14 protein-coding genes and 1 tRNA gene are annotated in these 22,336 nt (G+C 43.3%); 1 reads left to right on the forward strand and 14 read right to left on the reverse strand.

Translation table 11 applies throughout. From position 1 onward, the window contains the following. Positions 1 to 88: 88 nt before the first annotated feature. From CD00_RS0112255 to CD00_RS20220, 12 genes are all read right to left on the reverse strand, one after another. Positions 89 to 3,022 (reverse strand): glycoside hydrolase family 3 protein, encoded by a 2,934-nt coding sequence (locus CD00_RS0112255; protein WP_026656226.1) that lies wholly within the window; start codon positions 3,020 to 3,022, stop codon positions 89 to 91. 76 nt (positions 3,023 to 3,098) lie between these two features. After that, complete coding sequence (locus CD00_RS0112260) at positions 3,099 to 3,650, reverse strand: GtrA family protein (RefSeq protein ID WP_026656227.1); 552 nt, start codon at positions 3,648 to 3,650, stop codon at positions 3,099 to 3,101. Between the two features lie 14 nt (positions 3,651 to 3,664). Beyond that, positions 3,665 to 6,016 carry a glycoside hydrolase family 3 C-terminal domain-containing protein gene (locus CD00_RS0112265; RefSeq protein WP_026656228.1) on the reverse strand — a complete coding sequence of 784 codons (2,352 nt, stop codon included), beginning with the start codon at positions 6,014 to 6,016 and terminating at the stop codon, positions 3,665 to 3,667. A gap of 172 nt (positions 6,017 to 6,188) precedes the next feature. Next, a complete protein-coding gene (locus CD00_RS0112270; protein WP_026656229.1) occupies positions 6,189 to 7,547 on the reverse strand; it encodes an ATP-binding protein in 1,359 nt (452 codons plus the stop codon). A 20-nt stretch (positions 7,548 to 7,567) separates the two neighbouring features. Then, a complete protein-coding gene (locus CD00_RS0112275) occupies positions 7,568 to 8,272 on the reverse strand; it encodes a LytR/AlgR family response regulator transcription factor (protein WP_026656230.1) in 705 nt (234 codons plus the stop codon). Positions 8,273 to 8,300: 28 nt separating this feature from the next. Then, the gene (locus CD00_RS0112280; protein ID WP_026656232.1) at positions 8,301 to 8,777 is read right to left on the reverse strand and encodes a flagellar export chaperone FliS; all 477 of its coding nucleotides are present in this window, start codon (positions 8,775 to 8,777) and stop codon (positions 8,301 to 8,303) included. A gap of 34 nt (positions 8,778 to 8,811) precedes the next feature. Beyond that, positions 8,812 to 9,999, reverse strand: coding sequence for a flagellin N-terminal helical domain-containing protein (locus CD00_RS0112285; RefSeq protein ID WP_026656233.1), 1,188 nt, complete (start codon positions 9,997 to 9,999; stop codon positions 8,812 to 8,814). A gap of 28 nt (positions 10,000 to 10,027) precedes the next feature. Beyond that, a complete protein-coding gene (locus tag CD00_RS0112290; protein WP_026656234.1) occupies positions 10,028 to 13,168 on the reverse strand; it encodes a DUF6240 domain-containing protein in 3,141 nt (1,046 codons plus the stop codon). A 109-nt stretch (positions 13,169 to 13,277) separates the two neighbouring features. Continuing rightward, complete coding sequence (gene glgB / locus CD00_RS18295; protein ID WP_051594187.1) at positions 13,278 to 15,236, reverse strand: 1,4-alpha-glucan branching protein GlgB; 1,959 nt, start codon at positions 15,234 to 15,236, stop codon at positions 13,278 to 13,280. Positions 15,237 to 15,265: 29 nt separating this feature from the next. Continuing rightward, positions 15,266 to 18,559, reverse strand: coding sequence for a hypothetical protein (locus tag CD00_RS0112300; RefSeq protein WP_026656235.1), 3,294 nt, complete (start codon positions 18,557 to 18,559; stop codon positions 15,266 to 15,268). 55 nt (positions 18,560 to 18,614) lie between these two features. Further along, positions 18,615 to 19,475 carry a 16S rRNA (adenine(1518)-N(6)/adenine(1519)-N(6))-dimethyltransferase RsmA gene (gene rsmA / locus CD00_RS20215; RefSeq protein WP_026656236.1) on the reverse strand — a complete coding sequence of 287 codons (861 nt, stop codon included), beginning with the start codon at positions 19,473 to 19,475 and terminating at the stop codon, positions 18,615 to 18,617. Further along, on the reverse strand, positions 19,476 to 20,252 hold the full coding sequence (locus CD00_RS20220; RefSeq protein WP_026656237.1) for a TatD family hydrolase: 777 nt from the start codon (positions 20,250 to 20,252) through the stop codon (positions 19,476 to 19,478). 207 nt (positions 20,253 to 20,459) lie between these two features. Between CD00_RS20220 and CD00_RS0112315 the strand changes: the two genes are divergently transcribed. Then, positions 20,460 to 20,532 (forward strand) — tRNA-Lys (locus CD00_RS0112315). 125 nt (positions 20,533 to 20,657) lie between these two features. Here CD00_RS0112315 and sufU read toward each other — a convergent pair. Together sufU and CD00_RS0112325 are read right to left on the reverse strand one after the other, a co-directional pair. Then, positions 20,658 to 21,113 carry a Fe-S cluster assembly sulfur transfer protein SufU gene (sufU, locus tag CD00_RS0112320; RefSeq protein ID WP_026656238.1) on the reverse strand — a complete coding sequence of 152 codons (456 nt, stop codon included), beginning with the start codon at positions 21,111 to 21,113 and terminating at the stop codon, positions 20,658 to 20,660. Next, complete coding sequence (locus tag CD00_RS0112325) at positions 21,103 to 22,323, reverse strand: aminotransferase class V-fold PLP-dependent enzyme (RefSeq protein WP_034462112.1); 1,221 nt, start codon at positions 22,321 to 22,323, stop codon at positions 21,103 to 21,105. Before CD00_RS0112325 ends, sufU begins: the two co-directional genes overlap by 11 nt. Positions 22,324 to 22,336 lie beyond the last annotated feature (13 nt).

Genomic DNA, 22,336 nt, shown 5'->3' on the forward strand with positions numbered 1-22,336 from the left:
AAATCCAAACGGAAACTCCCCGCCGGCATATACCAACGGGGAGTTTCCTCGATTATTTTTTATTTTGAAAGAGAGGTGTGTATGCAATTTATTCTTGTGTCTGCTGTTCAACTGCAGGCTCTTCTTCCTTCTTCTTTGCGAGATATGCCTTAACTGCACGATACTCAAGGAATCCGATGCATGCGATAAGAAGAACGTCTACTCCGTAGAGGATCTTAACCCATGTAGGAAGTCCTGTATTAACTGCTTTGTCATATGCACGGCTGTTTACAACAGTGTACAAAATGTTCTTTGATGCAGTTCTCATTGCATTAAGTGATGTTGCGCTTGTCTGATCTGTAACAGTTGACTCAGGTGTTGAGTATGTTGCAAGCATCAGATCGCAGCCGTTTCTGATCATACGATCGGCATCCTGATATCCGTATCCACCGAAATAATCTGTTTCAGCAAATCCACGGAAACCCCACTCACCACGAAGAACTGTGTTAAGGAGTGCAGAGCAAGCCTCGGCAGGTTCAATACCTATGTTGTTGAAAGCTACCATTGTTGCACCGGGATTACCGTTCTTAAATGCGATCTCGAAAGACTTAAGGTAAATCTCACGGAGAGACTGCTCATTAAGCCATGTGCAGAGAAGTCCCGTACGGTTCGTCTCCTGATCGTTCGTAGCAAAGTGCTTAACGTATGAGTATACGCCCCACTCACGTGCGCCCTGTACTGCATTTGCGCACATCCAGCCTGCAAGCACTCCGTCCTCTGAGTAATACTCAAAGTTACGTCCTGCAAAAGCAGATCTGTGTGTATTTGTAGCAGGTGCATACCAACCTGATACATCCATATCGTTAGCCATACGTCCGATAGAAGCACCGAATCTGTGAGCTATATCTTTATTCCATGTGCAAGCGATCATTACCGCTGCAGGGAATCCGATAGATCCCTGATGCGTAAAGTTGTTGTTGATAGATGCAGGGCCGTCACAGTCATAAGTCATAACTTTTCCGATAGACTCAACTGCCGATGTCTCATATCCGCCAAGCTCGATAAGTGTGTTCATCTCTGCAACACTCATCTCATCAAGGAGTGACTCCCACATAGGATCGTCATAATCAAGTCCTCTGAGCTGTTCAAGCTTGATGCCATTCTTTGCACCTGTTGCAGGCATAGCGTCTGCTTCGTTATTGTAATCAGCTTCATTATAATTTGTGTTGTTTACATAATCTTTTTTGTACTCTTCTGCAAGCTCAAATGACTTGGGCGCTGCAGTTGCTTCTGCATAGTTCTTAAATCCGTCTGCACGAGAAAGGTATGTTACACCGCCTTCTGCAAATCCAAACTGATTTGTTGCAGCAACCTGATCTGTTGAACGTTTGTTGTTCTGATCGTATACAACTTCTGCACCGATATTTACAGTCTTTGCTGCGATCTTGTTGTGAGAATCAGCGTTGATGGAAATCTCATAATCTCCCGACTCAAGTACATAGCATCCGTGTCCGTAAGTGTCATATGAAGCCATATCTTCCACAGGGAAAGAAATGGAAACTGTTGCTGAAGCACCGGGCTCAAGAGTCTCAGTCTTTTCAAAAGCAACCAGATTAGCTGCGGCCTTTTCGATTCCACCATTTGTATAAGGAGGATTGAAGTATACTTCAACAACATCCTTACCTGCCACATTACCTGTATTTGTTACGGTAACATCAAATGAAATGTTTGTACCGTCGTTGTTTATTTCACTCATCTCCTGAGTGAATGTTGTGTATGAAAGTCCGTATCCAAACGGATAAACTACATTTGCATCATAATCAAATTCAAAGTTTCCGGCTGCTGCTTCAACAGCTGCAGTCTCATAATATTTGTATCCTACGTAGATACCCTCTACATAATTTACAAATGTAGGGAAGGCTTTTCCTCCCTCAGCGAACATGTTATCAACTCCAAATTCGCTCATGTTTGTGTAATCGAAATCACCAAAGTTATTTGATGTAGGTGTGTTCATAAGGTCTGCAAGGAAAATATCCGCAGTTTTTCCGGAAGGATTGATCTTACCTGCGATGATCTCCCCAAGACCATCGAAACCTGTCTGACCTGTTCCGGGGCAGTAAAGCACTGACTTAATCTGTGAATAATCTTTTACAAAGCCCAGCTCCATGGCATTTGCAGAATTTACAACAAGTATAACCTTATCAAAAGTCGATGTTACCTTATCAAGAAGAGTCTTTTCTCTGTTTGACAATTCAAGATAAGACTTTGAAGCATCTAGATCGTCCTTCTGATCTGAGAAGCGAACACCGAGTGCTCCGAAAGGTCCCTCTGTTGAGAATGTGTCCGGTCCGTCATAAGAAGTAGGAAGATCTGCACCTTCACCGCCTGAGCGAGCAATGAACAAGATAGCTGTATCTGAATAATTCTTTGCATCTGTTATAAGATTCTCATAATCTGAAACCATAGGCTCAGGAATTGTCCAGTCCTGTCCGATCATTCCAACTATAGGTCTTGCATCTCTCCAGCCCTTGTAGAAATCAACAAGGTCCTGATTGTACTCAATTCCTGCATCGGTAAGTCCTGTAAGGAAATCTACCGTAGGATAAGCATCTGAAAGAGCTCCGGATCCTGTACCACCGTAAATAGGATTTGTGGAAGACCATCCAAATACGTTTACCTTGCTCCCCTCTGCAAGAGGAAGTGCCTGCGCATCGTTCTTAAGCATAACGATGCCTTCTTCTGCTATCTCTGTGCAGAGCGCCTTAGCCTCATCGATAGCTTCATCTGAAATAGTTCCTCCACCCATTGCCATATTCACCATGGAATACATGGGAACAAGCAAAATGTTGGAAATCACGATGACAACTGTAAGGAAGAATGCGAGCCATGCCTGCTTACGCACAAATTTGCGTACCGGCTCTTTCTTCTTTATAACTGTCAATGTTGCGATGATTGCTGCCAATAATACCACACCGAGAATCACGAGCTGAGGTATCATTGTTTTAAGGACGGCAATGACGTCCGCGGGGTTGATGTTTAACATTTCTCTCTTCTCCTCCTTTTACTTTAGATGAAAGAAAATATCTAAAGGACCTTTGTCCTTAGGATCGATGAAAAAATTATGCTTCCTTCGGAGTTTCCGGGAATATGATCTTATTTACAAAGAAAAATACGATCATTGAAACTCCTCCGTTAAGTACTGTGGTTCCTATGTTGTAAAGCCAGGGAGCAACAAACTTGCCCGCCACGGCTACCCAGATGCAGTTAATAGAATTTACAATGCATGTGATCAAAATAAACGCCATGACATACCATGCAATCTGCTTTCCGGGCTTATCGTGATTACGGAATACAAACACTTTCTGGATAGGAAAATTGATACATTCTCCTATGACCATCGCGATCATATATGCCGTAAAATAAGCCAAACCTCCATGCGCCTGATCGTAACCCAAGATGTTCCAGCTAAAAGTTTCACCTGCAACAGTAAGCGGTATACCCGGCCATCCAAAGGATTTATCTCCCATAAAAGCAAATGCCGCGGGGAGAAATGTCAGCAAAAGATACTTAAATACAGTGATCAGATTGCTGACGATCACGAATAATCCGCCTTCACGCACCCATTTGGCTACCTTCGGATTTTTTTCTTCAAATCGCTTCCAAAGATTCATTCCCATATCTCCTATTACATATTTTTAAGTTTCTTCTCGTATCTCTTGTTTGCACTTGAATTGCGGAAGAATCCGACGATCACACCTCCAAGGCCTCTGAAGAAATGACCGTTTGCGATAGTTACAATGCTCTCAACCATATCTCGTGAGACCATTCCTCCGGACATCTTGCAGATAGCTCTGAACGGCATGTTGTAAACAAACAATGTATTCAGATCCGGAACGCCCTTTTCATAAGACTTTTCCAATTTCTTTTCCAAGATCTTATAAATAAGTCTGCACAAAAGACTCTTTGCTGTATCCATCTGGCAGAGCGCATCGTTTATTTCGAGCGGTCCGACCTTCTCTTCAGGAAGTGCCCTTCCATATATCTTTTCAAATTCATCATAATGAACGTTTCGTACCTGTCCGTTCCTGTATCTTGAAAGTGTCTTGATATCATATGGAAGTTCCTCTATGGTGCCTTCCCTTGAAATACTTCCTTCAAGAGCGATGTCTTTAACATTTCCGCCTACATATATCTGATAATCTCCGCCTTCTACTTCCCATTTTCCTGAAACTGTCGAGAAGTAACGGAATGTCTTATCGTCAAAAGAAATCGTAACTTCCTTTGATTCACCGGCTTTTACCCAAACTTTGGCAAAACCTTTAAGCTCTTTTCTGGGACGTATAAGTCCGCTATGCTTTTTTCCAATGTATAACTGTGCAATCTCGGCGCCGTCACGTTTTCCTGTATTGGTAACCGTAAATGATACGCCGTCTTCCGTAACCTTCAGATCACTGTACTTAAATGTTGTATAAGATAATCCGAAGCCAAACGGGAACTGCACTTCAACTTCAGCGGTATCATAGTAGCGATAACCGATAAAAGGACCTTCTCTGTACTGAAGATTTCTCGTATCATCCGCTGAGAAATTTACTATCGAACAATCTGTATAAGAAAACGGATATGACTCAGACAACTTACCTGTCGGAACAGTTTTACCCGTTATAATATCAAGTAATGCGCTTGCGCCCGCCTGTCCTGTAAGGTATCCGTGAAGAAGTGCCTTCAGATTATCAAGCCAAGGCATCTTCACTGCAGATCCTGCGCTCATGACTCCGACGATATTCTTATTAAGAGCTGTCAGCTTCTTAAGCTCTTTTACCTGATATTCGGGAATATCCATCGTCATTCTGTCAGCGCCTTCACTCTCCGCGATCTCATCAAGTCCGAAAAAGAAAAGTACTACATCTGCATCTCTTGGATCCTCCACAACCTCAAGATTATAATTTCCGATAACTTCGGAAACCTTCTCAACCTTGGTCGAATTAACCTGAGAACTTCCCGATCCCTGATATCTGGGCTTATCAACAAATGGCCCTCTAAGTGCAACTTTTGTTCCTGCTTCAAGCGGAAGAATGTCTTCGTCATTTTTCAAAAGAACTGCTGAATTTGCTGCCGCTTTCCTTGCAAGTTCATGGTGTGCTTTAACATCAAATTTTTTGGTATGGTCGTTATCCTTTACATGTAAAGCTGCTTCGATAACGGGAAGAACTGCTGTGTCTATCTCTTCTTCAGTGATGAGTCCTTCCTTAACTGCCTTTATCAGCTCTCTTGCCGAATCAAGTCCCGGATTAGGCATCTCCACATTTGATCTGCACTTAACGCCTTCAACATGGTCGTTACTTGCGCCCCAATCCGTTACCACAAGTCCGTCGAAGCCCCATTCCTCTCTGAGAATTTCTACCAAAAGATGTTTATTCTCATTGGCATACTCACCGTTTACCTCGTTGTATGCCGACATGATTGCTTTGGCTCCGCCCTCTTTTACCGCTATCTCGAATGCAGTCAGATATATTTCACGTAAGGTTCTCTCATCCACCACCGCATTCATTGCCATTCGGCGATATTCTCTTGAGTTAACCGCAAAGTGCTTTGGGCAGGAATAAATATTTTTACTCTGTATTCCTCGCACATACGCAGCTGCCATCTTGCCTGCAAGTATCGGATCTTCTGAAAAGTATTCAAAGTTTCGTCCGCAAAGCGGTGAGCGCTTCATGTTAAGCCCCGGTCCTAAGAGAACGTCTACCTTCTGTGCTACGGCCTCTTCGCCGAGTGCCTGTCCGATTTCTTCACCAAGTTTTTCATCCCAGCTGTTTGCTACAGTTGCTGCTGTCGGAAAGCAAGTTGCAGGAAGTGATGCATTAAGTCCCAAGTGATCTCCTGCGCCTTCCTGTCTTCTAAGACCGTGAGGTCCATCCGCGAATGTAATGGACTGTATATCAAGGCGGGGAATATCTCTTGATTCCCACTCGTTCTTTCCGCCTAATAATGCTGCTTTCTCTAATAAAGAGAGCTTTGAAATAATATCTCTTGCGTTCAAAAAAGCTTACCTCCTTGTCTGTAATTTTGTTATAGCATGTATTTTTATTAATGGAGTTTGTGCAAGGATAACTTGTCATTTATTCGTGATAACTTGCAAAAATGAAAAAGAAGAACAAACTGGAAGACCACGCAAAAAACCTTGTGAATTCCGCAGTTCACAAGGTTTTCCACTATTCTTTATATGAAAGAATGACTTTAACCTTAAACCATCCGTCCTCATACGAACAGTTCATGTTTCCGCCGTATTTTTCTGCCACCTGTGCTATGGATTTAAGTCCATAGCCGTGTTTAACGTTGTCTGCCTTGGTGGTCTTCGGCAGATTCGTATCCCGAAAGATCCTGCGACGCTGATTCTTTTTAAGGCGCACAAAAGATCCGTCGGAACAATTCTCGCATTCTATAATTATAAACTGGTTGCGACTTCGCACAGACAAAGTGATAAGTCTTTTCTCCTTATCCGTAAGAACCTGCGTCGCCTCAATTGCATTGTCGATAATATTTCCAAAAAGAGAACAGATATCTTTTACATGGATCCCCGAAAGAACATCTCCGTCAACCATGGCATTTAAGGTAATATCCTTCTTCTGGCACTGAAGACTCTTTGTCGTAAGAATCACATCCAAAACACGGTTTCCGGTATTCATAAACGATTCCTGTATCGCTATTGCCTGTTCCATATCATCCAATACTTCCGCACGCTTCTTGGGATCGTCCTCGTTTTTAAGCGCAAGTACATAATGCTTCATATCATGTATCTCTTTTCGAAGTGCCTCGGAATTGTCTATGGCAAGTTTGTACTGCTCGTACTGTTTCTGAAAAAGCTGATTGATAGCATCGTTCTCGCTCTTTGCCGCCATCTCATTTCTTCGTCCCATCTCGGTCATAAGCATCAGCATGCCTCCGAAATCAACAAGCGTACGGACATAAAGCATGTTCTCTGTTGCGGAGAACGGAGTCTTTTTTGTGACAAAGCTTATGTTAGACATTATGAAAGCGCCGATACCCGTTGCGATAACACTCACAAGCTCGCGCTCACTTATATTTAGATTTCTGCTTTCGGGGAAATTATCGCGTTCAATGCGGTAGTAGATATTATAGGTCAGTGCAAAGACAACGAACATAATGACAAATGACAACGCAAATCCTTCATGCCCGTTAAGATACACAGCCCACACGTAGAGCTGCTTGTACAGGCTGGCCGAAAACTCCGCAAGCACAAACGCATGAGTTGTTATGACTCCGCAGTCCCTCGGCTTAATATCAAGTACCATGTAAAGAGTCAGATACATCAAAGCCACGGCACCGATCATACTGGGAATCCAGAATCCTATGGGCAAAAGACCTGCCACAAACTGAAATCCAACCTGCATTGCAAATGAAACTACGCATTGCAACACATACAACTTGCCATGACTGTCTCTTTTATAAATATTGAAATATATAAAAACCGCCAGCCATTCAGCTATAGCGGTAAAAAGTCGCGGGGTATCCTGTAAATTCTTCGGGTCTAAGAATGATGAAAAGTCCATAGATTCTTGTCTCCTCTTTTTTACAAAATATCTTCCGTAAGCGCCATCATGAATTCCTTCTTTCGTGCACGGCTTATAGGAAGAACTATTCCATTGGTCAAAAGAACTTCTTCCTTCCTGACGCCTTCCACATAAGACAGGTTCACGATATAAGCATTGTGACATTTACTAAATCCGTGACCGCCGAGCATTTCTTCAAACTTTTTTAGCGGCCCGGCAGTTACATAATCCTCATCAGCACAGTGAATACAGACATTGTTACGCTGACTCTCGATGTAATAAATATTGTCGCAATCAAGCTTAAGCTGTCGCTCGTCCATAGATACCCTGATATAGAGCTTTTGTTTTTTGGTCATAACACGAGAAATAGCCTTGTCGAACAGCTGCTCGAATTGCAGATACGGCACCGGTTTCAGCACATATCCAAGCGCATCGACAGCATATCCCTGCACGGCATATCTCACCGTTGACGTGATAAAAATAATTACCACGTCAGCGTCTACCTTTCGGATCTTCTCAGCCGCAACCATACCGTCAAGATGTTTCATCTGAATGTCGAGCAGGATAATATCGAACTGCGCCCGATATTCATCCACCAAATCGATGCCATCCGTAAAATGAGTTATGGCAAACTGCTGATTAGTTTTATTCCCATAGGTCTGTATGTATTTTCTGAGAAGGTCGGCCTGATCCGACTCATCTTCTACGATACATATATTTATCATATTTTAAGTATAACAAAAAAATGTACATTTATGCCATATATCCACGATTGGCACACACCATCGCAAGATCCTCGTTCATAAGGTGTCTTCCGTATGTAAGACCTGTGTATACCTTCTGGGTATTTCCCATCATAGGGCAGCTTGTATCGTATTTCTCAATTTCCTTATATGCTTCTTTTAAGCACTTAAAGTTCTGAACCACTCTCCAGATCTTATGGCTGCTGTAATTAACTCCCGCTACCATAAGCTCTTTTTTGGAAAAGATATAAATAGCATGCAGATTCTTTGCAAGCTCGTATCTAAGGTCAAGAGATCTGATAAGTTCATCGATGCAGTTCTGCGCATATCCAAGATACTTATTCGCTTCATCTTTTTTCCCGATACCGATCTCATCTATCGCATCGTTAAGATATTCGATCACCATCTCATACAAAATTGTAATGAGCTGAGTCTTGTTTGCCTGTGATATCTTAAGGGTAAATTCCTGCTTTTTTTCCTGTGTCATATTCCACCTCGATTACTCTACAACCGTTAACTGATTACTGAAGAAGCTGAAGGATCTGCGCCGGTCTTTCATTTGCCTGCGCCATCATTGATGTTCCTGCCTGAGAAAGAACCTGCTGTGTGGAATATATTGTCATCTCCTCTGCCATATCAACATCCATGATTCTTGAGTAAGCCGCAGTCATATTCTCGACAGTAATATCAAGACCGCTTACTGTGTGCTCAAGTCTGTTCTGATAAGCACCGAGTCTGCTTCTCATGGCATTAACGCTTTCAATCGCATCCTTCAAACTGTCGATTGCCTGCTTAGCACCTGTAAGATTAGACATATCAAGGTTATTGAGTCTGAGCGCCGTAAGTGATACCTGCGGAATTCTGATATCAAGTGTCTGGCCCTCATTTGCTCCAACCTGCATGGTCATTGCGCCCTTACCCGTGATCTCAAGATTAAGTTCTCCCTTGTAGGATTCATCCATCTTAATGCTGATGCTCTTTCCCGTGCTGTCTGACAATGTAAGAACATCTTCCTCAATGCTTGCGATCATATGGTTTGTCATGTAAGGTACTTCTTTGGGTTCTCCGTTTCCGTCTGCCTCTACCTTATATATCTTTATTTTGCTGAGATCTTCCTCTTCACTGAAGATAGCTTTTTTATCAACACCTGTTCTGCCCGTAAGTCTGGCAAAATCAATATCAAGATCTTTTATCACATAATTACCGGCATCAAAGTTATCTGAATAACTTGCGACCTTGATGTTCGGATTTGTCCTGCCGCTCTCGTCCGTAGCATATCCTTTAAGGTCAAAAGAACCGTCAAGAATGCTCTGTCCGTTGAACTGAGTGGTATTGGCCATTCTGTCGATTTCCTGCTTGAGCTGTGTAACTTCCTCCTGAATTGTCTTTCTGTCATTTTCAGTGAGTGTTCCGTTACTTGCCTGGATTGCAAGCTGGCTCATTCTCTGAAGAACCGCATGGATCTCAGAGAGTGTTCCGTCTGCAACCTGTACGATTGAGATTCCGTCGTTTGCACTGTTATTTGCAACTCCCAATCCTTCTATCTGTGAATTCATTCTTCTGGACATTGCAAGACCTGAAGGGTTATCCTTGGCATTTGCAATCTTAAGACCACTTGAAAGTCTCTCAAGTGACTCAGAAAGAAGCTTGTCATTTTTCTGTAAAGCATTGTTTGCGATCATTGCGGACATGTTGTAGTTTACTTTCATGTTAACCTCTTTTCTGCACGTATAGAGCTTAAAGAGCCTCTATAAATGCTTTCGCCATTTTCAAAAGTGTGCCTGTATCTGCTGTCAAATTACTTTCGCCGTCCATGGCTTCTGCATTAACCGTGCCTACTTTAGTAGGTTGTGCCTGTGCGTTATAGAGGATTGCTATCCTGTTTCGGTCTACACCTGCATCCTCTATCTTCTCCGCTAATTTATCGCACATCTTAGTTTTTACGCTTTCAAGATATTCAGTCTCTTCGGGACTTCCTGCATACGTTGTTGTAAGCATTCCCGTTATACCGCCTTCCTCCCGGTAAAGATTTGCCGAGATAAGTCCGTAGTCGGTAGTCTGAACACTCGCTTCCATCCTTGAAATTCTGCTGTTGTCACTCTTTAGAGTGATGTGCATTGATACTTTAGTTCCATCTATTTCCACCGGCACCTCAAAGCTTCCTCGCTCTGAAGTATGTGCCATCACGGAAATCTGTTTTTGCATTAGAGTAATTGCCTTAACGTCAATGTACTCCGTTTCCGGATCTACCAGTACATCCGAAAGTTTGTCGGAAATATTTTCAAGGCTCTTTGTATAAGTCTCTTCATAGTTGTCACTATCAAGAGCCTCTGTGAGAGTTTCCATATCTTTCGATATATCTCTCTTTACAAGCTCCGCTGCCCTGTTCCATAAATTTCCGTTTCTTCGATCCCGCCTTATGCCAATCATCGCTTCAAAATTGTTGAAATTCATCTCAACTTCAAGTGTCTCCATCTCTGCGATTGCTAAAGGCGCTGCCTTCGAACCCGCTATACCGCGAATTTCCTGCACCTGGTCTTTAATATATGCTTTCTCAAGCTCAGGATCGATTTCTTCATTCTCAAGCGCTCTTGCAAAATCCTCTAACTTCGTGTTAGGCATGGGTTTTGCAGCCTTTAATTTTTCGGGCTCGAGATTCTCATATACTATATCGGCTTGTGACCTGTAAAATCTGAAGGCCGAATTTATCTGTTCGTCAATTTTTATTACATTTCCTTCTTTTAGGTCTACTCCGCCGAAGTTATCACTCACGGAATAATCTATTCCGCTCCTTGCTGTTCTTCCGCTCCTTGTCTCAGTCAAAAGATTTCCCAAAGTCATATCTTTTCCTGTCTTTAATACAGAACCGATTGCCTTGTAATCATTTGCCTTAAGCGTATGGAAAAGTCTGTATATTCCTATAAAGGAAGCCTTCTCTTCTTTTGTGATATCTTTTTTCTGCTCAAGCTTGCAGATAAACTTTGAGAACTTCTCGCGTGATCTGTCAGAATCTCTTTTTCCGTCGCCGCTTCCGTTAAACATTCCCTGATCGAGGCTGTCAGAAAGCTGCTCCAGTGTCATATTGAGAGGATTGTTTCCTTCTCTTATGAGATTCAATACGGCTCCGGGCTTAAGTCTTTCAAGCGTTGCGACAAACTTGCGATCCCAGGCTCTCACGTTTTCAAAATTCTCTTCCGTGATCTCCATGCTATTATAGCCAAGAATCCTTACCGCTCTGCGGTTTTCCTCATTTGCTTCTTCGCCAAAATCACGAAGTATATCGTCAACATTTCTAAATGCCTTCTTTATGCTGTCTCCAAGATCTGCTCTCGGCGCGGTCATCATTGCTTCGTATCCTTCACCCGCTGCCTTGAACTTTCTTGTAAGGCTCGCTGAAACATCACTTATCTGCGAAAGAGTTGCTGTCTGCAATCTTCCGGCCATAAGTCCCGAAATGTCCGCCGGTCCCTTACTTATGATCTGAACTTTTTCAAGAGTAAGATCATACACTCTCGCCGGGTTTGACGCCTTAACACCTGTGATGTCGTCAATAATCTCGCCCGTCTGCGCACCCTCAATATCTTTAAGAATGTTTGAAAGCTCTTCTATAAGATTCTGCATAGGCGCAGTATCTATCTCAAAGCCTCTGTCCAAGAGGCTTTTGTTTGCTTCGACGCTCATGCGAAGTCTTACTTCCTCAAGCTGAAGTCTTGCTGCAACAATCTTAGGATCGTTATCGGATAAAAGAGCCGTCGGATTCTCAGGATTTACTCCTGCATCCTCTCTGCTTGCCATAACGAGATTCTTAATAGTAAAGTCTTTTTCTTCTTCAACAACGTTCTTTACCGCGTCATCTGTAATATTCTTTGTATCTTCATAGATTCTTACAGCCTTCTCGATATTACTCTCTGAATCTGCAAGATTTCCCTGAACCGCATTTTTACCGTCAAGTATTGCTGATGCTGCCGCTTTAACGGCTGCCTGCTCCGTTATCGGAAATTCAACCTTTGCGATTTCCGCAAGTGTATTAAGATTCTCTGCAGTAAGCGGTATTCCCTGCTCAACCATCCACTTTGCATCATCTCGTATCCTTAAGTCGCCCATGTCATAGCCGGCTTCATCAAGCACCTTATCTATCTGCGGAGCAAGGCTGTCCCAATTTATGCTGTCTGCTTTCTGCGCATAGTAGCCGCCTGCCTCCTGAGCATAGAATCCTCTTCCCGAAAGATTCTGTCCGTTTGTACTGTGAGCTGCAAGGTAAAAATTGCTTATGGTGGGCTTCATGTTATTTAAGACCATGTACTTGACCGCACCGTCAGAAGGCTCCTTTATCTGAGCAGCCTCCTCATAAGCGCCTTTTGCGGCTCTTACATTTTCAGTTGTCATAGGAATATCGTTCTGAGAAAACTCCTTTTGGATTGTCTCCGCAAGTGTCCTGCTTCCCGTTATCTTTGTAAGCTTTTCAACGCTCATGTCGTCATTGTAGCCTGTAACGCTGACTCCGGTCTCCAAAAGTACACCCTTGATCTTATCAAGGATGTTCACTGTCTCCGAACTATTTAGATTTTTAACATCAAAACCATCCTGAAGAGCCTTTGCATAGTCCTCCTCAGACATAGTATTTGACAAAAGTGCCATATAATTATGCTGCGTCAAAACATCCGTGTTCTTTGCCATCTCGCTGATGTCCTCAGCTCCTCTGGCACGACTTGCATATACATCATTACTGAATAAGCTTGTATCAAGGTTCACGGCAATCGCGCTCAATGAGCTTTGCTTTACCGCACTCTTGTTGATCCTGTCCTCAGCATCCATGCCGACGTACATAGAATCCTCAGTTGTCTTTTTCCCTGCCACAGTCTGAAAATTAATGTTCATATACGCCTCATTTTTATTAAAAAATGTTTTTTACGCAAAAAGGTGACGGGCTTACATTCCGTCACCTTCTATTTCGGCTCAAAATTTTTATTTCTTAATATTAAAGAATTTATAATTTTTCTTTTTTTGATTCTTTAGTTTTCGTGCTTTTCCTTGCCTTAGCCGCTCCCTTAAAACGAAATACCTCGGCTCCGTAAGCAGGAAGATCGAAGGTTATGCTGTAATCCTTGTAATCACACAAACCTTTCTTTGCTGTGATCTCATCGGGGATATTGCTTCCATTTCCTCCAAATTGCACTTCTGCGCTGTCAAGAATATGCACATACTTGCCGGCAAAAGGAACACCCACTTGGAAACCTTTTCTCTCAACAGGAGTCATGTTTATAACAAACAGCAAATTATCCTTACCGTCTATGGCGCGTCTGTAGAAGCTGTAAGTGCTGCGCTCCTTATCATCTGCGTTTATCCACTCAAATCCGCCCCAGTCATTGTCTACTTCGTACATAGCGGGATATTTTCTGTATATCTTCAAGAGCTGAGAAACATAGTCCTTCATTCCTCTGTTGAGGTCATTTGCCAAAAGGAACCAGTCAAGCTCGCGCTTCTCGCTCCACTCTCTTTCCTGGGCAAAGTCCTGTCCCATGAAAAGAAGTTTTTTGCCCGCATGTCCAAACATAAATGTATATCCGGCGCGAAGGTTTGCGTATTTATCAACCTTATAGCCCGGCATCTTCTCAAGCATCGAGCACTTAAGGTGCACCACCTCGTCATGTGAAAGAGGCAGGATATAATTCTCGGAATTGTTGTAGCTCATGGCAAAGGTCATCATATTGTGCGCGCCCTGCCTGAAATAAGGATCGAGCTTCATATACTCGCAAAAATCATGCATCCATCCCATATTCCACTTAAAAGCAAAGCCAAGTCCATCCTCTTCGGGTGGCGCAGTGACCTTAGGCCAAGCAGTAGATTCTTCCGCTATAGTAAGAAACTCCGGATAAGTTCCCCTGACAACACTGTTTAGATGTTTAAAAAACTCTATCGCTTCGAGATTCTCTTTTTCGCCATATTTATTAGGAACCCACTGTCCGTCTTTTTTGCCATAATCCAGATAGAGCATGGAAGCAACCGCATCCACTCGTATTCCGTCAATATGGAACTTTCTTATCCAGAAAAGAGCATTCGCTATAAGGAAATTTTTTACCTCGGGCTTGCCCAAATTAAATATCTTGGTTCCCCAGTCGGGATGCTCGCCCTTTCTCGGGTCGGGATCTTCGTAGATACACTTTCCGTCAAAACATGAAAGTCCGAATTCATCCGTCGCAAAATGCGCAGGAACCCAGTCAAGTATTACACCTATGTTGTTCTTGTGAAGCTTGTTGACAAGATACATAAAGTCCGAAGGCTCACCGTACCTTGATGTCGGGGCATAGTAGCCCGTAACCTGATAGCCCCATGACCCGTCAAAAGGATGCTCAGCTATTCCAATGAGCTCAATGTGGGTATAAGGCATTTCTTTGAGATACTCGACAATTCTGTCTGCGAACTGTCTGTAAGTATAAAAACCATCTTCCGTCCCATCCGGATGTTTCATCCATGAACCGATGTGGCACTCATAAATCGCAAGGGGCTGTCGGTTGGGGTCCTTGCCCTTGATCTTTTCATACCAACCGGAATCCGACCACTTAAAGCCGGATAAATCCGTAGTCCTGGATGCATTTCCGGGACGGAGTTCAGAATAATTTGCATAAGGATCGGCTTTATACAGCTTTTTTCCTTCCGGTGTTGTTATGAGGAACTTGTACAATTCGCCCACTCCAACTCCCGGAATGAAACCTGTCCATATATTACCGACTTTGGTACGCTTTAGAGGGTGCGTATCTTCCGCCCAGTTATTGAACGCGCCAATAACATGAACTTCTGCTGCATTTGGTGCCCACACAGCAAAAAAGTATCCTTTCTTTCCGTTTTCTTCTGCCGGATGCGCTCCGAGTTTTTCATAAATCTCATAGTGCGTCCCCTGTCCGAATAAGTATTCGTCTGCTTCAGATATAAATACTTCTTTGCCCATGCATCCCCCTCGTAAATGTATTTAAGCTGTTAATGCATAAAATCTTTTTCTCTGAGGATTATCATATCATTATCATCATATCGCTTGCGTACTATGATATCAACGAAGTGAGATACAGATCTCTTCTCCGCATAATATATAGCATCATCCACGATATCCCTGACTTCTGAGACCGTAACATCATGGTCCAGTGTCTGTCTTTCGGATATCTTGGTATGAAGTGCGAGAATACCGAGATTGTCGATAGCATATTCGTTCTCGAGCGCATACTGCTTAGCGTATGCAACAAGCGACTCATCATCAAGAGCCTCAATATCAACTCTTACGCTGAAACTCTCTTTAAAATCAGGGTTATTATCAAGGAAGCTGTTCATATCTTCCTTGGTATCTTCCATTACTATTATTATACCCTTTTTCTGTTCCTTGAGAATCTTTATAAGTTCAGCTGCTGTTTCAGGCAAAATATCTGCAGCTCTCTGAACTATAAGCGCGCCGTTTGCAAGCTTATCAAAGATTGCCGACGGTCTCTTCTTATTGAGCGTATTCGCTGTTATCTTGGCAACTTTTCCATTGAAGTCAGAATTGGATGCCTGCACTGCGCGGATAAGTCCCTTGGCAAGGTTGATAGTTCCTGCGCCCTCTTCACCTGTAACAATTACATTTCCGCTAAACGCATCCATGCTCATGTTATCAATTGCCTTGATGATCTGTCTTCTTGATTTCTTATGATGAATATAAGGTCCGAACAACTCTTTCTCTTCGGGAGTCATCTTCCTTAATCTCTCTTCAATATCTCTGTTTCCGGCGCCATGTTTCTTAAGTTTCTTCTTTGCACCCTGCGCGCCGTCCCGATTCTCATTTCTCTGAGCATCGGCTCTTTCAGGCATCTCGGGTCTTTGTCCCTGAGGTTTTCTGTCAGCATTTCTGTTTCTCTGTCTGTCTTCACCTCTTGCTTCCGCTCTGTTTCTTTCTCTGTCCTGAGGTCTTCTTGGCTCTTCCTCTTCATGCCCGTTTTCTTCAGAAGCTTTCTCCTCAGGTGATTCAGGCTTTATTTCGTTCCTTGTAGAATTGAAGTCTTCACGTGCAAATCTGTTCTTTTTCTTTTCAGGATCTTTAGCCGGTTCCTCTTCGTCCTTATTTTCAATAGGACCGTCTGTGCCCTGCTCTGCTTTATTTATAACTTCATCGACAGCCTCGTCGATAATATCGGCATTATCTCTTGACCAGTCGCCTCTTCCGGATGCTCTGTTCTGCTTTTCTTTCTTAATGGCATCAGAAATTGCCTTCTCAATTTTCTCCTGAAGTCCGGCCTTTGCTATCTCATCGTAATCTGCGAAAAGATCTCCTGTCTGATCCGAAACCTTTTTCTTTACGCTTTCAAGCTGTCTCTCCTGCTGATCCTTCTTGAACTGTTCCCAGTTCTGAATATACTCGGAGATACTGATCTGACCCGTGATCTGCTTCTCTACTACGGGATCGGGCTCAACAGCCAGCTTGATCTGACCGTCATGGTCCTGAGAAAGCATATTATCAAGTCCGTTACCATTCGAAGCTGAATCTGCGTTATCCGCATTTGCACTTGCATTTGCATTTGCGCTCACATTGCTCATGCTGTAGCTTCCGTTCGGATGAATAACCGCACCGGGTACTTCGTCCTCCAACGGCCTGTTCTCATAGGTAGCACTGAAAGATGGCTGTTCATCGGGAACATCTTCAAGATCAAAAAAACCTGAAGTCTCTTCCTGTGCTATTTCTGCTATATCTGAACTCTGTTCCTGTACGGGATTTTCTTTGCTAACTTCGGGAGCCGGATTAAAAACGGGCTCTTGCTCAGGCACATGGATCTCATGTGTATCAAAAAATACTTCTTCTATACCGCCGGATGCAGGCTCTCCGATAGTTCCGCCAACACGCGAAAAAGAGCCGTCATTTTCATCATCATCAAAAATTTCCGGTTCTGAAGATTCTGCCATTTCCTCTGCAAATGTTGTATTTCCAAATCCCTGCTGCGCACTGTATGAATTTGCAGGCTCTTCCTCAGGCTGCGGCTGTGCTGCTTCTTGCTGCTGCGCAAAGCTCTCCTGATACTGTGGAGCCTCTGCCTGCTGCTGTGCAAAACTTTCCTGATACTGTGAAGCTTCCTGCTGCTGAACAAATCCCTGCTGATATTGTGCAGCTTCCTGCTGGTCGAATCCTTGTTGATACTGTACGGCTTCTGCCTGCTGGGCGAATCCTTGTTGATACTGTACGGCTTCTGCCTGCTGGGCAAAGCTTGCCGGATACTGTGCTGCACCTGTCTGCTGGTCGTAACCGGTCTGATATGGTGCATATCCCTGCTGCGGCTGTGCATAACCGGGCTGACCGAATCCTGCCGGATGCTGCGCTGCCTCTGCCTGCTGGGCGAATCCCTGTTGATACTGTGCAAGCTCCTGCTGCTGCGCAAAGCTTGCCTGTGGCTGTACAGGCGTCTGTGTCTGCTCATTTCCTATATATGGCTTCAACTCCTCTGCAAGTGCTGCCTGCAGATTCATTGTATTGTATGCGCTTACATCAACGGACGGAGCTTTAATCTCAACGTCATTTGAGACAGGTGGCATTTCTCTTGTGTCCTGTGCGTATACCTGTGATCCGGGCATATTCTGTGCCATCTGGCTCTGCGCGGGATCCTCTTTATTGTATGTTATGGATCTGTCTATATATCCACCATGTTTCTGCTTATATCTGATATATCTGTCCTGCTGTTCCGGCGACAACGGTTCGTGAAGCGCCTTAAGTTCAAGGGCCTTCATGACATAGTTACCGTCTCCGAGCCACAAGAACATCTCGTCACATGTTTCAATGCACTCAGTAGTAAGACCTATCCTATGATAAAGATAAGCCAACTCATATACCCATTTTTCCCTATAATCATGTTTTTTGAATTCTTCGAGAACAGCGATTCTCTCTTCAAGACTTACTTCCTGAGCTTCGTAGAGTTTATACTGTAAGATATATCGCCCTGTATCTCTGGGCGCTATTCTGACAAATTCCTTATAATATTCAACTGCTTGAACAAATTCTCCCATCTTTATGGCAAGTTCACATAGGGAGTATACAATCGCTCTACCCGTGGGGTGTCTGTCGTATGCCATGAGCAGGATATCTCTGCTCTCTTCAAAGCGTCTGTTTATCTTATATAGATCACTTATCGTGCAAAGCATTGCGACACTTTTCACTCGTTTCCAGTCAATTGTGTCGGCGATCTTCACAGCTTCGGCAAATCTGCCTTCCCCAATTAAAGCCTTGATCTCATCGGCTCGAATTTTGTATTCAACTTTATCCAAAATATCACCTCTTTGGTGCCCCAACTATATCCAGTGTTAGTTTATCATAAGCACCTTATCTTTGTAAAATGTCTGAAAGTCGCGCAAATTGCATAAGCGAAAGTACTTCTCCCCTTGCTTTTTCGTCAATATTTATCTCAGTTAACGCATCTTGAACCTGCTGTCTTGTAACCTTAAGAGAAGGGTTGTTGGAAAGAGAGTTTGAAAGTGTCTTCCTCCTCTGGTTAAATGCTGTTCTGATTATCTCGAACATGTACTTTGCATCGCCGACTTCCACCGCCGGCTTCTCATATCTTTTAAGATGCACAACTGCCGACCCGACATTCGGCTGCGGGATAAAGCTTCCGGGCGGAACGTTCATTACTGCCGTTGCCTTTGCATAATATCCTACAGCAAGAGAAAGTGAACCATAGTCCTTATTTCCGGGTCCCATGACCATTCTGTCTGCAACTTCCTTCTGCACCATGACAGTAATGCTGTCAATCGGTGCGCCGCTCTCAAAGAGCTTCATTATAATCGGAGTAGTGATGTAGTAGGGAAGATTGGCAACAACCTTTATCTCTCTTCCTTCGTTGTATTCTTTTACTATGCTCTCTATATCAACCTTAAGGATGTCTTCATTGATTATTGTCACGTTGTCATACTCAGACAATGTATCATCCAAAACAGGAATAAGTGTCTTGTCTATTTCAACGGACACAACGCGTTTTGCAGCCTCAGCCAGATACTGGGTAAGGCTTCCTATGCCGGGACCTATCTCAAGGACACAATCTTCTTTTGTAACACCCGAAGCCTCAACAATACCGTCAAGTACTCCGCTGTCTATAAGAAAGTTCTGCCCGAATTTTTTCTTGGCGCTCATATTGTATTTGCTCAGCACTTCCTTTGTGCGTGCTGCATTTCCAAGATATGCCATTTATACCTCCGTCATTAGGCCGTACATACGCTTTGCATTTTCTTCCGTAATACGTATTACGTCTTCTTCGCTGATTCCTTTTATGTTTGCTATCTCTTTTACCACGTAAGGCAGGTTTAAAGAGCTGTTGCGTTCCCCTCTGTGGGGTTCGGGTGAAAGATACGGGCAATCCGTCTCAAGAAGTATCTTTTCCATAGGAATTTCTTCAACAACTTCTCTAAGCTTTCGGCCGTTCTTAAATGTCACCACTCCGCCGACCCCTATATAAAAGCCCATATCCACGCATTCTTTTGCAATTTCTTTTGAATATGAGAAACAGTGCACCACTCCGCCTATATCTTCCGCATGCTCGCTATGCATTATATCCATTGTATCCTTTGCGGCATCCCTTGAATGGATAACAACGGGGAGTTTTACTTCCTTTGCAAGCTCAAGCTGTCTCACAAACCATTTCTTCTGAATCTCGGGCGCAGGATCGGGCCAATGATAATCAAGGCCTATCTCACCGATTGCAACGCATCTTTCATCCGCGCTCCAAGCTCTCAGGCGATCCATGGCTTTATCATTAAGTTCTTCAACTTCACTTGGATGCACTCCGACTGCCGCATATATAAAATCATGTTTATGCGCCAGCTCAAGTGCCCTTTCACTTGATGCCATATCCGCACCTATATTTACGACTCCGCCAATCCCTTCTTCTCTCAAAGAAGCTATGAGCGTATCTCTGTCTTCATCATACTGTCTGTCATCGTAATGAGCATGCGTATCAAATATCATTTACACACCTTCCGCTTTTCCAAAATCGCAATTTTGAATTTTTTCATAACATCTAATTTACCACAAATATATCCTCACAGATATGCGAAATTGAAAAAAAATCAAATTTTTTTATTTTTTTTTGAAAAAAAACACTTGCAATTCTTTTTTAAGCGTAGTAACATATCACTTGTCGTTGAGATACGGCAAAGCCGCTAAATAACGAATGCGCTGCTAGCTCAGTTGGTAGAGCACCTGACTCTTAATCAGGTTGTCCAGGGTTCGAGACCCTGGCAGCGCACGCCGAGTACTGTTTTTGTAGGTATATCCTATGAGGATGGTACTTTTTTTCTGCATTTTTTGAAAAGAAAAAGAAATGCCGCAGAGAAATAATCCGATTAAAGATTTTTCTTTGCGGCATATTTTTTATTCTTCGACTTTATCAACTGCTTTTTCCGGATGTTCCAACATCTCCTGCATGGTATGCCATCCCAGAACGGCACATTTAACTCTTGCAGGCATATGTCTTACGTCCTGAAGCGAAGCAGCTTCATCAAGGGACTCTATGCTCTCCTCGTCCGTAATATCGCCCTTTATCATGCCCATAAAAGTCTCGGCAAGCTTAATGGCATCTTCTTTGCTCTTTCCGATTATCTGATCAACCATCATATCTACAGAAGCCTGTGAGATTGCACATCCGCTTCCGATATATTTTCCATCTGTAATAACGCCGTTTTCAACCTTAAGCTGCAATGTGATATCATCACCACAGCTTGGGTTTATTCCACGCATTACAAGATCCGGATTTTCTAATTTACCTTTGTGTACAGGGCGCAGATTATGTTCATTAACTATCTCGCGATATAACTGCTTAAGCTCCATATCCCATGACCTCCCTAACCTTTGCAAGTTTCTCCAAGAATATTTTAACCTCTTCTTCTGTATTATAGAAGTACAAACTTGCACGTGCGGTAGATCCTTCTCCGATAAACTGCATAAGCGGCTGTGCACAGTGATGTCCTGCTCTGATACATACATGATCATCGTTAAGCACCGATGAAATATCATGCGGGTGTACACCGTCGATTGTAAATGTAACTATTCCGCAATGTTTCTTGGGATCTTTTGATCCATATATCTTGATATACGGAAGTTTTGACATGCCTTCCATAAGAAGTGCCGTAAGTTTCTGTTCCTGCGCCTCTATGGCCTCAAAACCGACGTTTTGAAGGTATCTGATTGCTTCGGCAAGTCCAACCGCACCTGATGCGTTTACAGTACCCGCCTCAAACTTATGAGGAAGCTCCGCATAAGTAGCATCTGTCCTTGTAACATACTCTATCATTTCCCCGCCTGTAAGGAAGGGAGACATATTTTCCAAAAGCTCTTTTCTTCCGTACAGAACACCGATTCCCATAGGTCCGAGCATCTTGTGTCCGGAAAATGCAAAGAAATCCGCACCAAGATCCTGTACATTGATCTTCATATGAGGTGTCGACTGAGCGCCGTCTACTACTACGATTGCTCCCTTAGACTTTGCATATGCCACAATTTCTTTTACAGGATTGGTAACACCCATGACATTGGAAACATGCCCGATAGCCACAACCTTTGTCCTGTCTGTTATCTTGCTCTCATACTCTTCCTTGGAGATAACGCCCTCTTCATCAGGCTCAAGATATACAAGTTTTGCATTTTTCTTCCTGCATACCATCTGCCAGGGCAATATATTGCTGTGATGTTCCATCACTGAGATAACAACTTCATCACCTTCCGAAACGTTATCAAGCCCATAGCTGTATGCCACGAGGTTAAGTGATTCGGAAGTATTTCTTGTAAAAATAATCTCTTCCGGAGAGTTCGCTCCTATGAAATCAGCAACAACACGTCTTGAATCCTCGTACATATCTGTTGCCGCAATACTCCAGTCATATAAGCCTCTGAGCGGATTGGCATTTGCCGTGCGATAAAAGTTTGATATTGCATCCAGAACCTGATTAGGTCTCTGTGAAGTAGCCGCATTATCAAAATATACATAGTCACCTGAATTTAATATATCGAAGTCTTTTCGATAATCTCCGATGTTAGCCATTTTCTTTTCCTAC

Origin of the sequence: Butyrivibrio sp. AE3003 (assembly GCF_000686065.1) — a bacterium.
GTDB lineage: Bacteria > Bacillota > Clostridia > Lachnospirales > Lachnospiraceae > Butyrivibrio > Butyrivibrio hungatei_A.

Bases quoted from the DNA above. Each gene is read 5' to 3' on its own strand.
- CD00_RS0112275 (WP_026656230.1), bottom strand. From the start codon at position 8,272: ATGATAAATATATGTATCGTAGAAGATGAGTCGGATCAGGCCGACCTT.
- CD00_RS0112260 (WP_026656227.1), bottom strand. From the start codon at position 3,650: ATGAATCTTTGGAAGCGATTTGAAGAAAAAAATCCGAAGGTAGCCAAA.
- CD00_RS0112325 (WP_034462112.1), bottom strand. From the start codon at position 22,323: ATGGCTAACATCGGAGATTATCGAAAAGACTTCGATATATTAAATTCA.
- glgB (WP_051594187.1), bottom strand. From the start codon at position 15,236: ATGGGCAAAGAAGTATTTATATCTGAAGCAGACGAATACTTATTCGGA.
- CD00_RS0112285 (WP_026656233.1), bottom strand. From the start codon at position 9,999: ATGAAAGTAAACTACAACATGTCCGCAATGATCGCAAACAATGCTTTA.
- CD00_RS0112270 (WP_026656229.1), bottom strand. From the start codon at position 7,547: ATGGACTTTTCATCATTCTTAGACCCGAAGAATTTACAGGATACCCCG.
- CD00_RS0112280 (WP_026656232.1), bottom strand. From the start codon at position 8,777: ATGACACAGGAAAAAAAGCAGGAATTTACCCTTAAGATATCACAGGCA.
- rsmA (WP_026656236.1), bottom strand. From the start codon at position 19,475: ATGGCATATCTTGGAAATGCAGCACGCACAAAGGAAGTGCTGAGCAAA.
- CD00_RS0112290 (WP_026656234.1), bottom strand. From the start codon at position 13,168: ATGAACATTAATTTTCAGACTGTGGCAGGGAAAAAGACAACTGAGGAT.
- CD00_RS0112255 (WP_026656226.1), bottom strand. From the start codon at position 3,022: ATGTTAAACATCAACCCCGCGGACGTCATTGCCGTCCTTAAAACAATG.
- sufU (WP_026656238.1), bottom strand. From the start codon at position 21,113: ATGGAGCTTAAGCAGTTATATCGCGAGATAGTTAATGAACATAATCTG.
- CD00_RS20220 (WP_026656237.1), bottom strand. From the start codon at position 20,252: ATGATATTTGATACGCATGCTCATTACGATGACAGACAGTATGATGAA.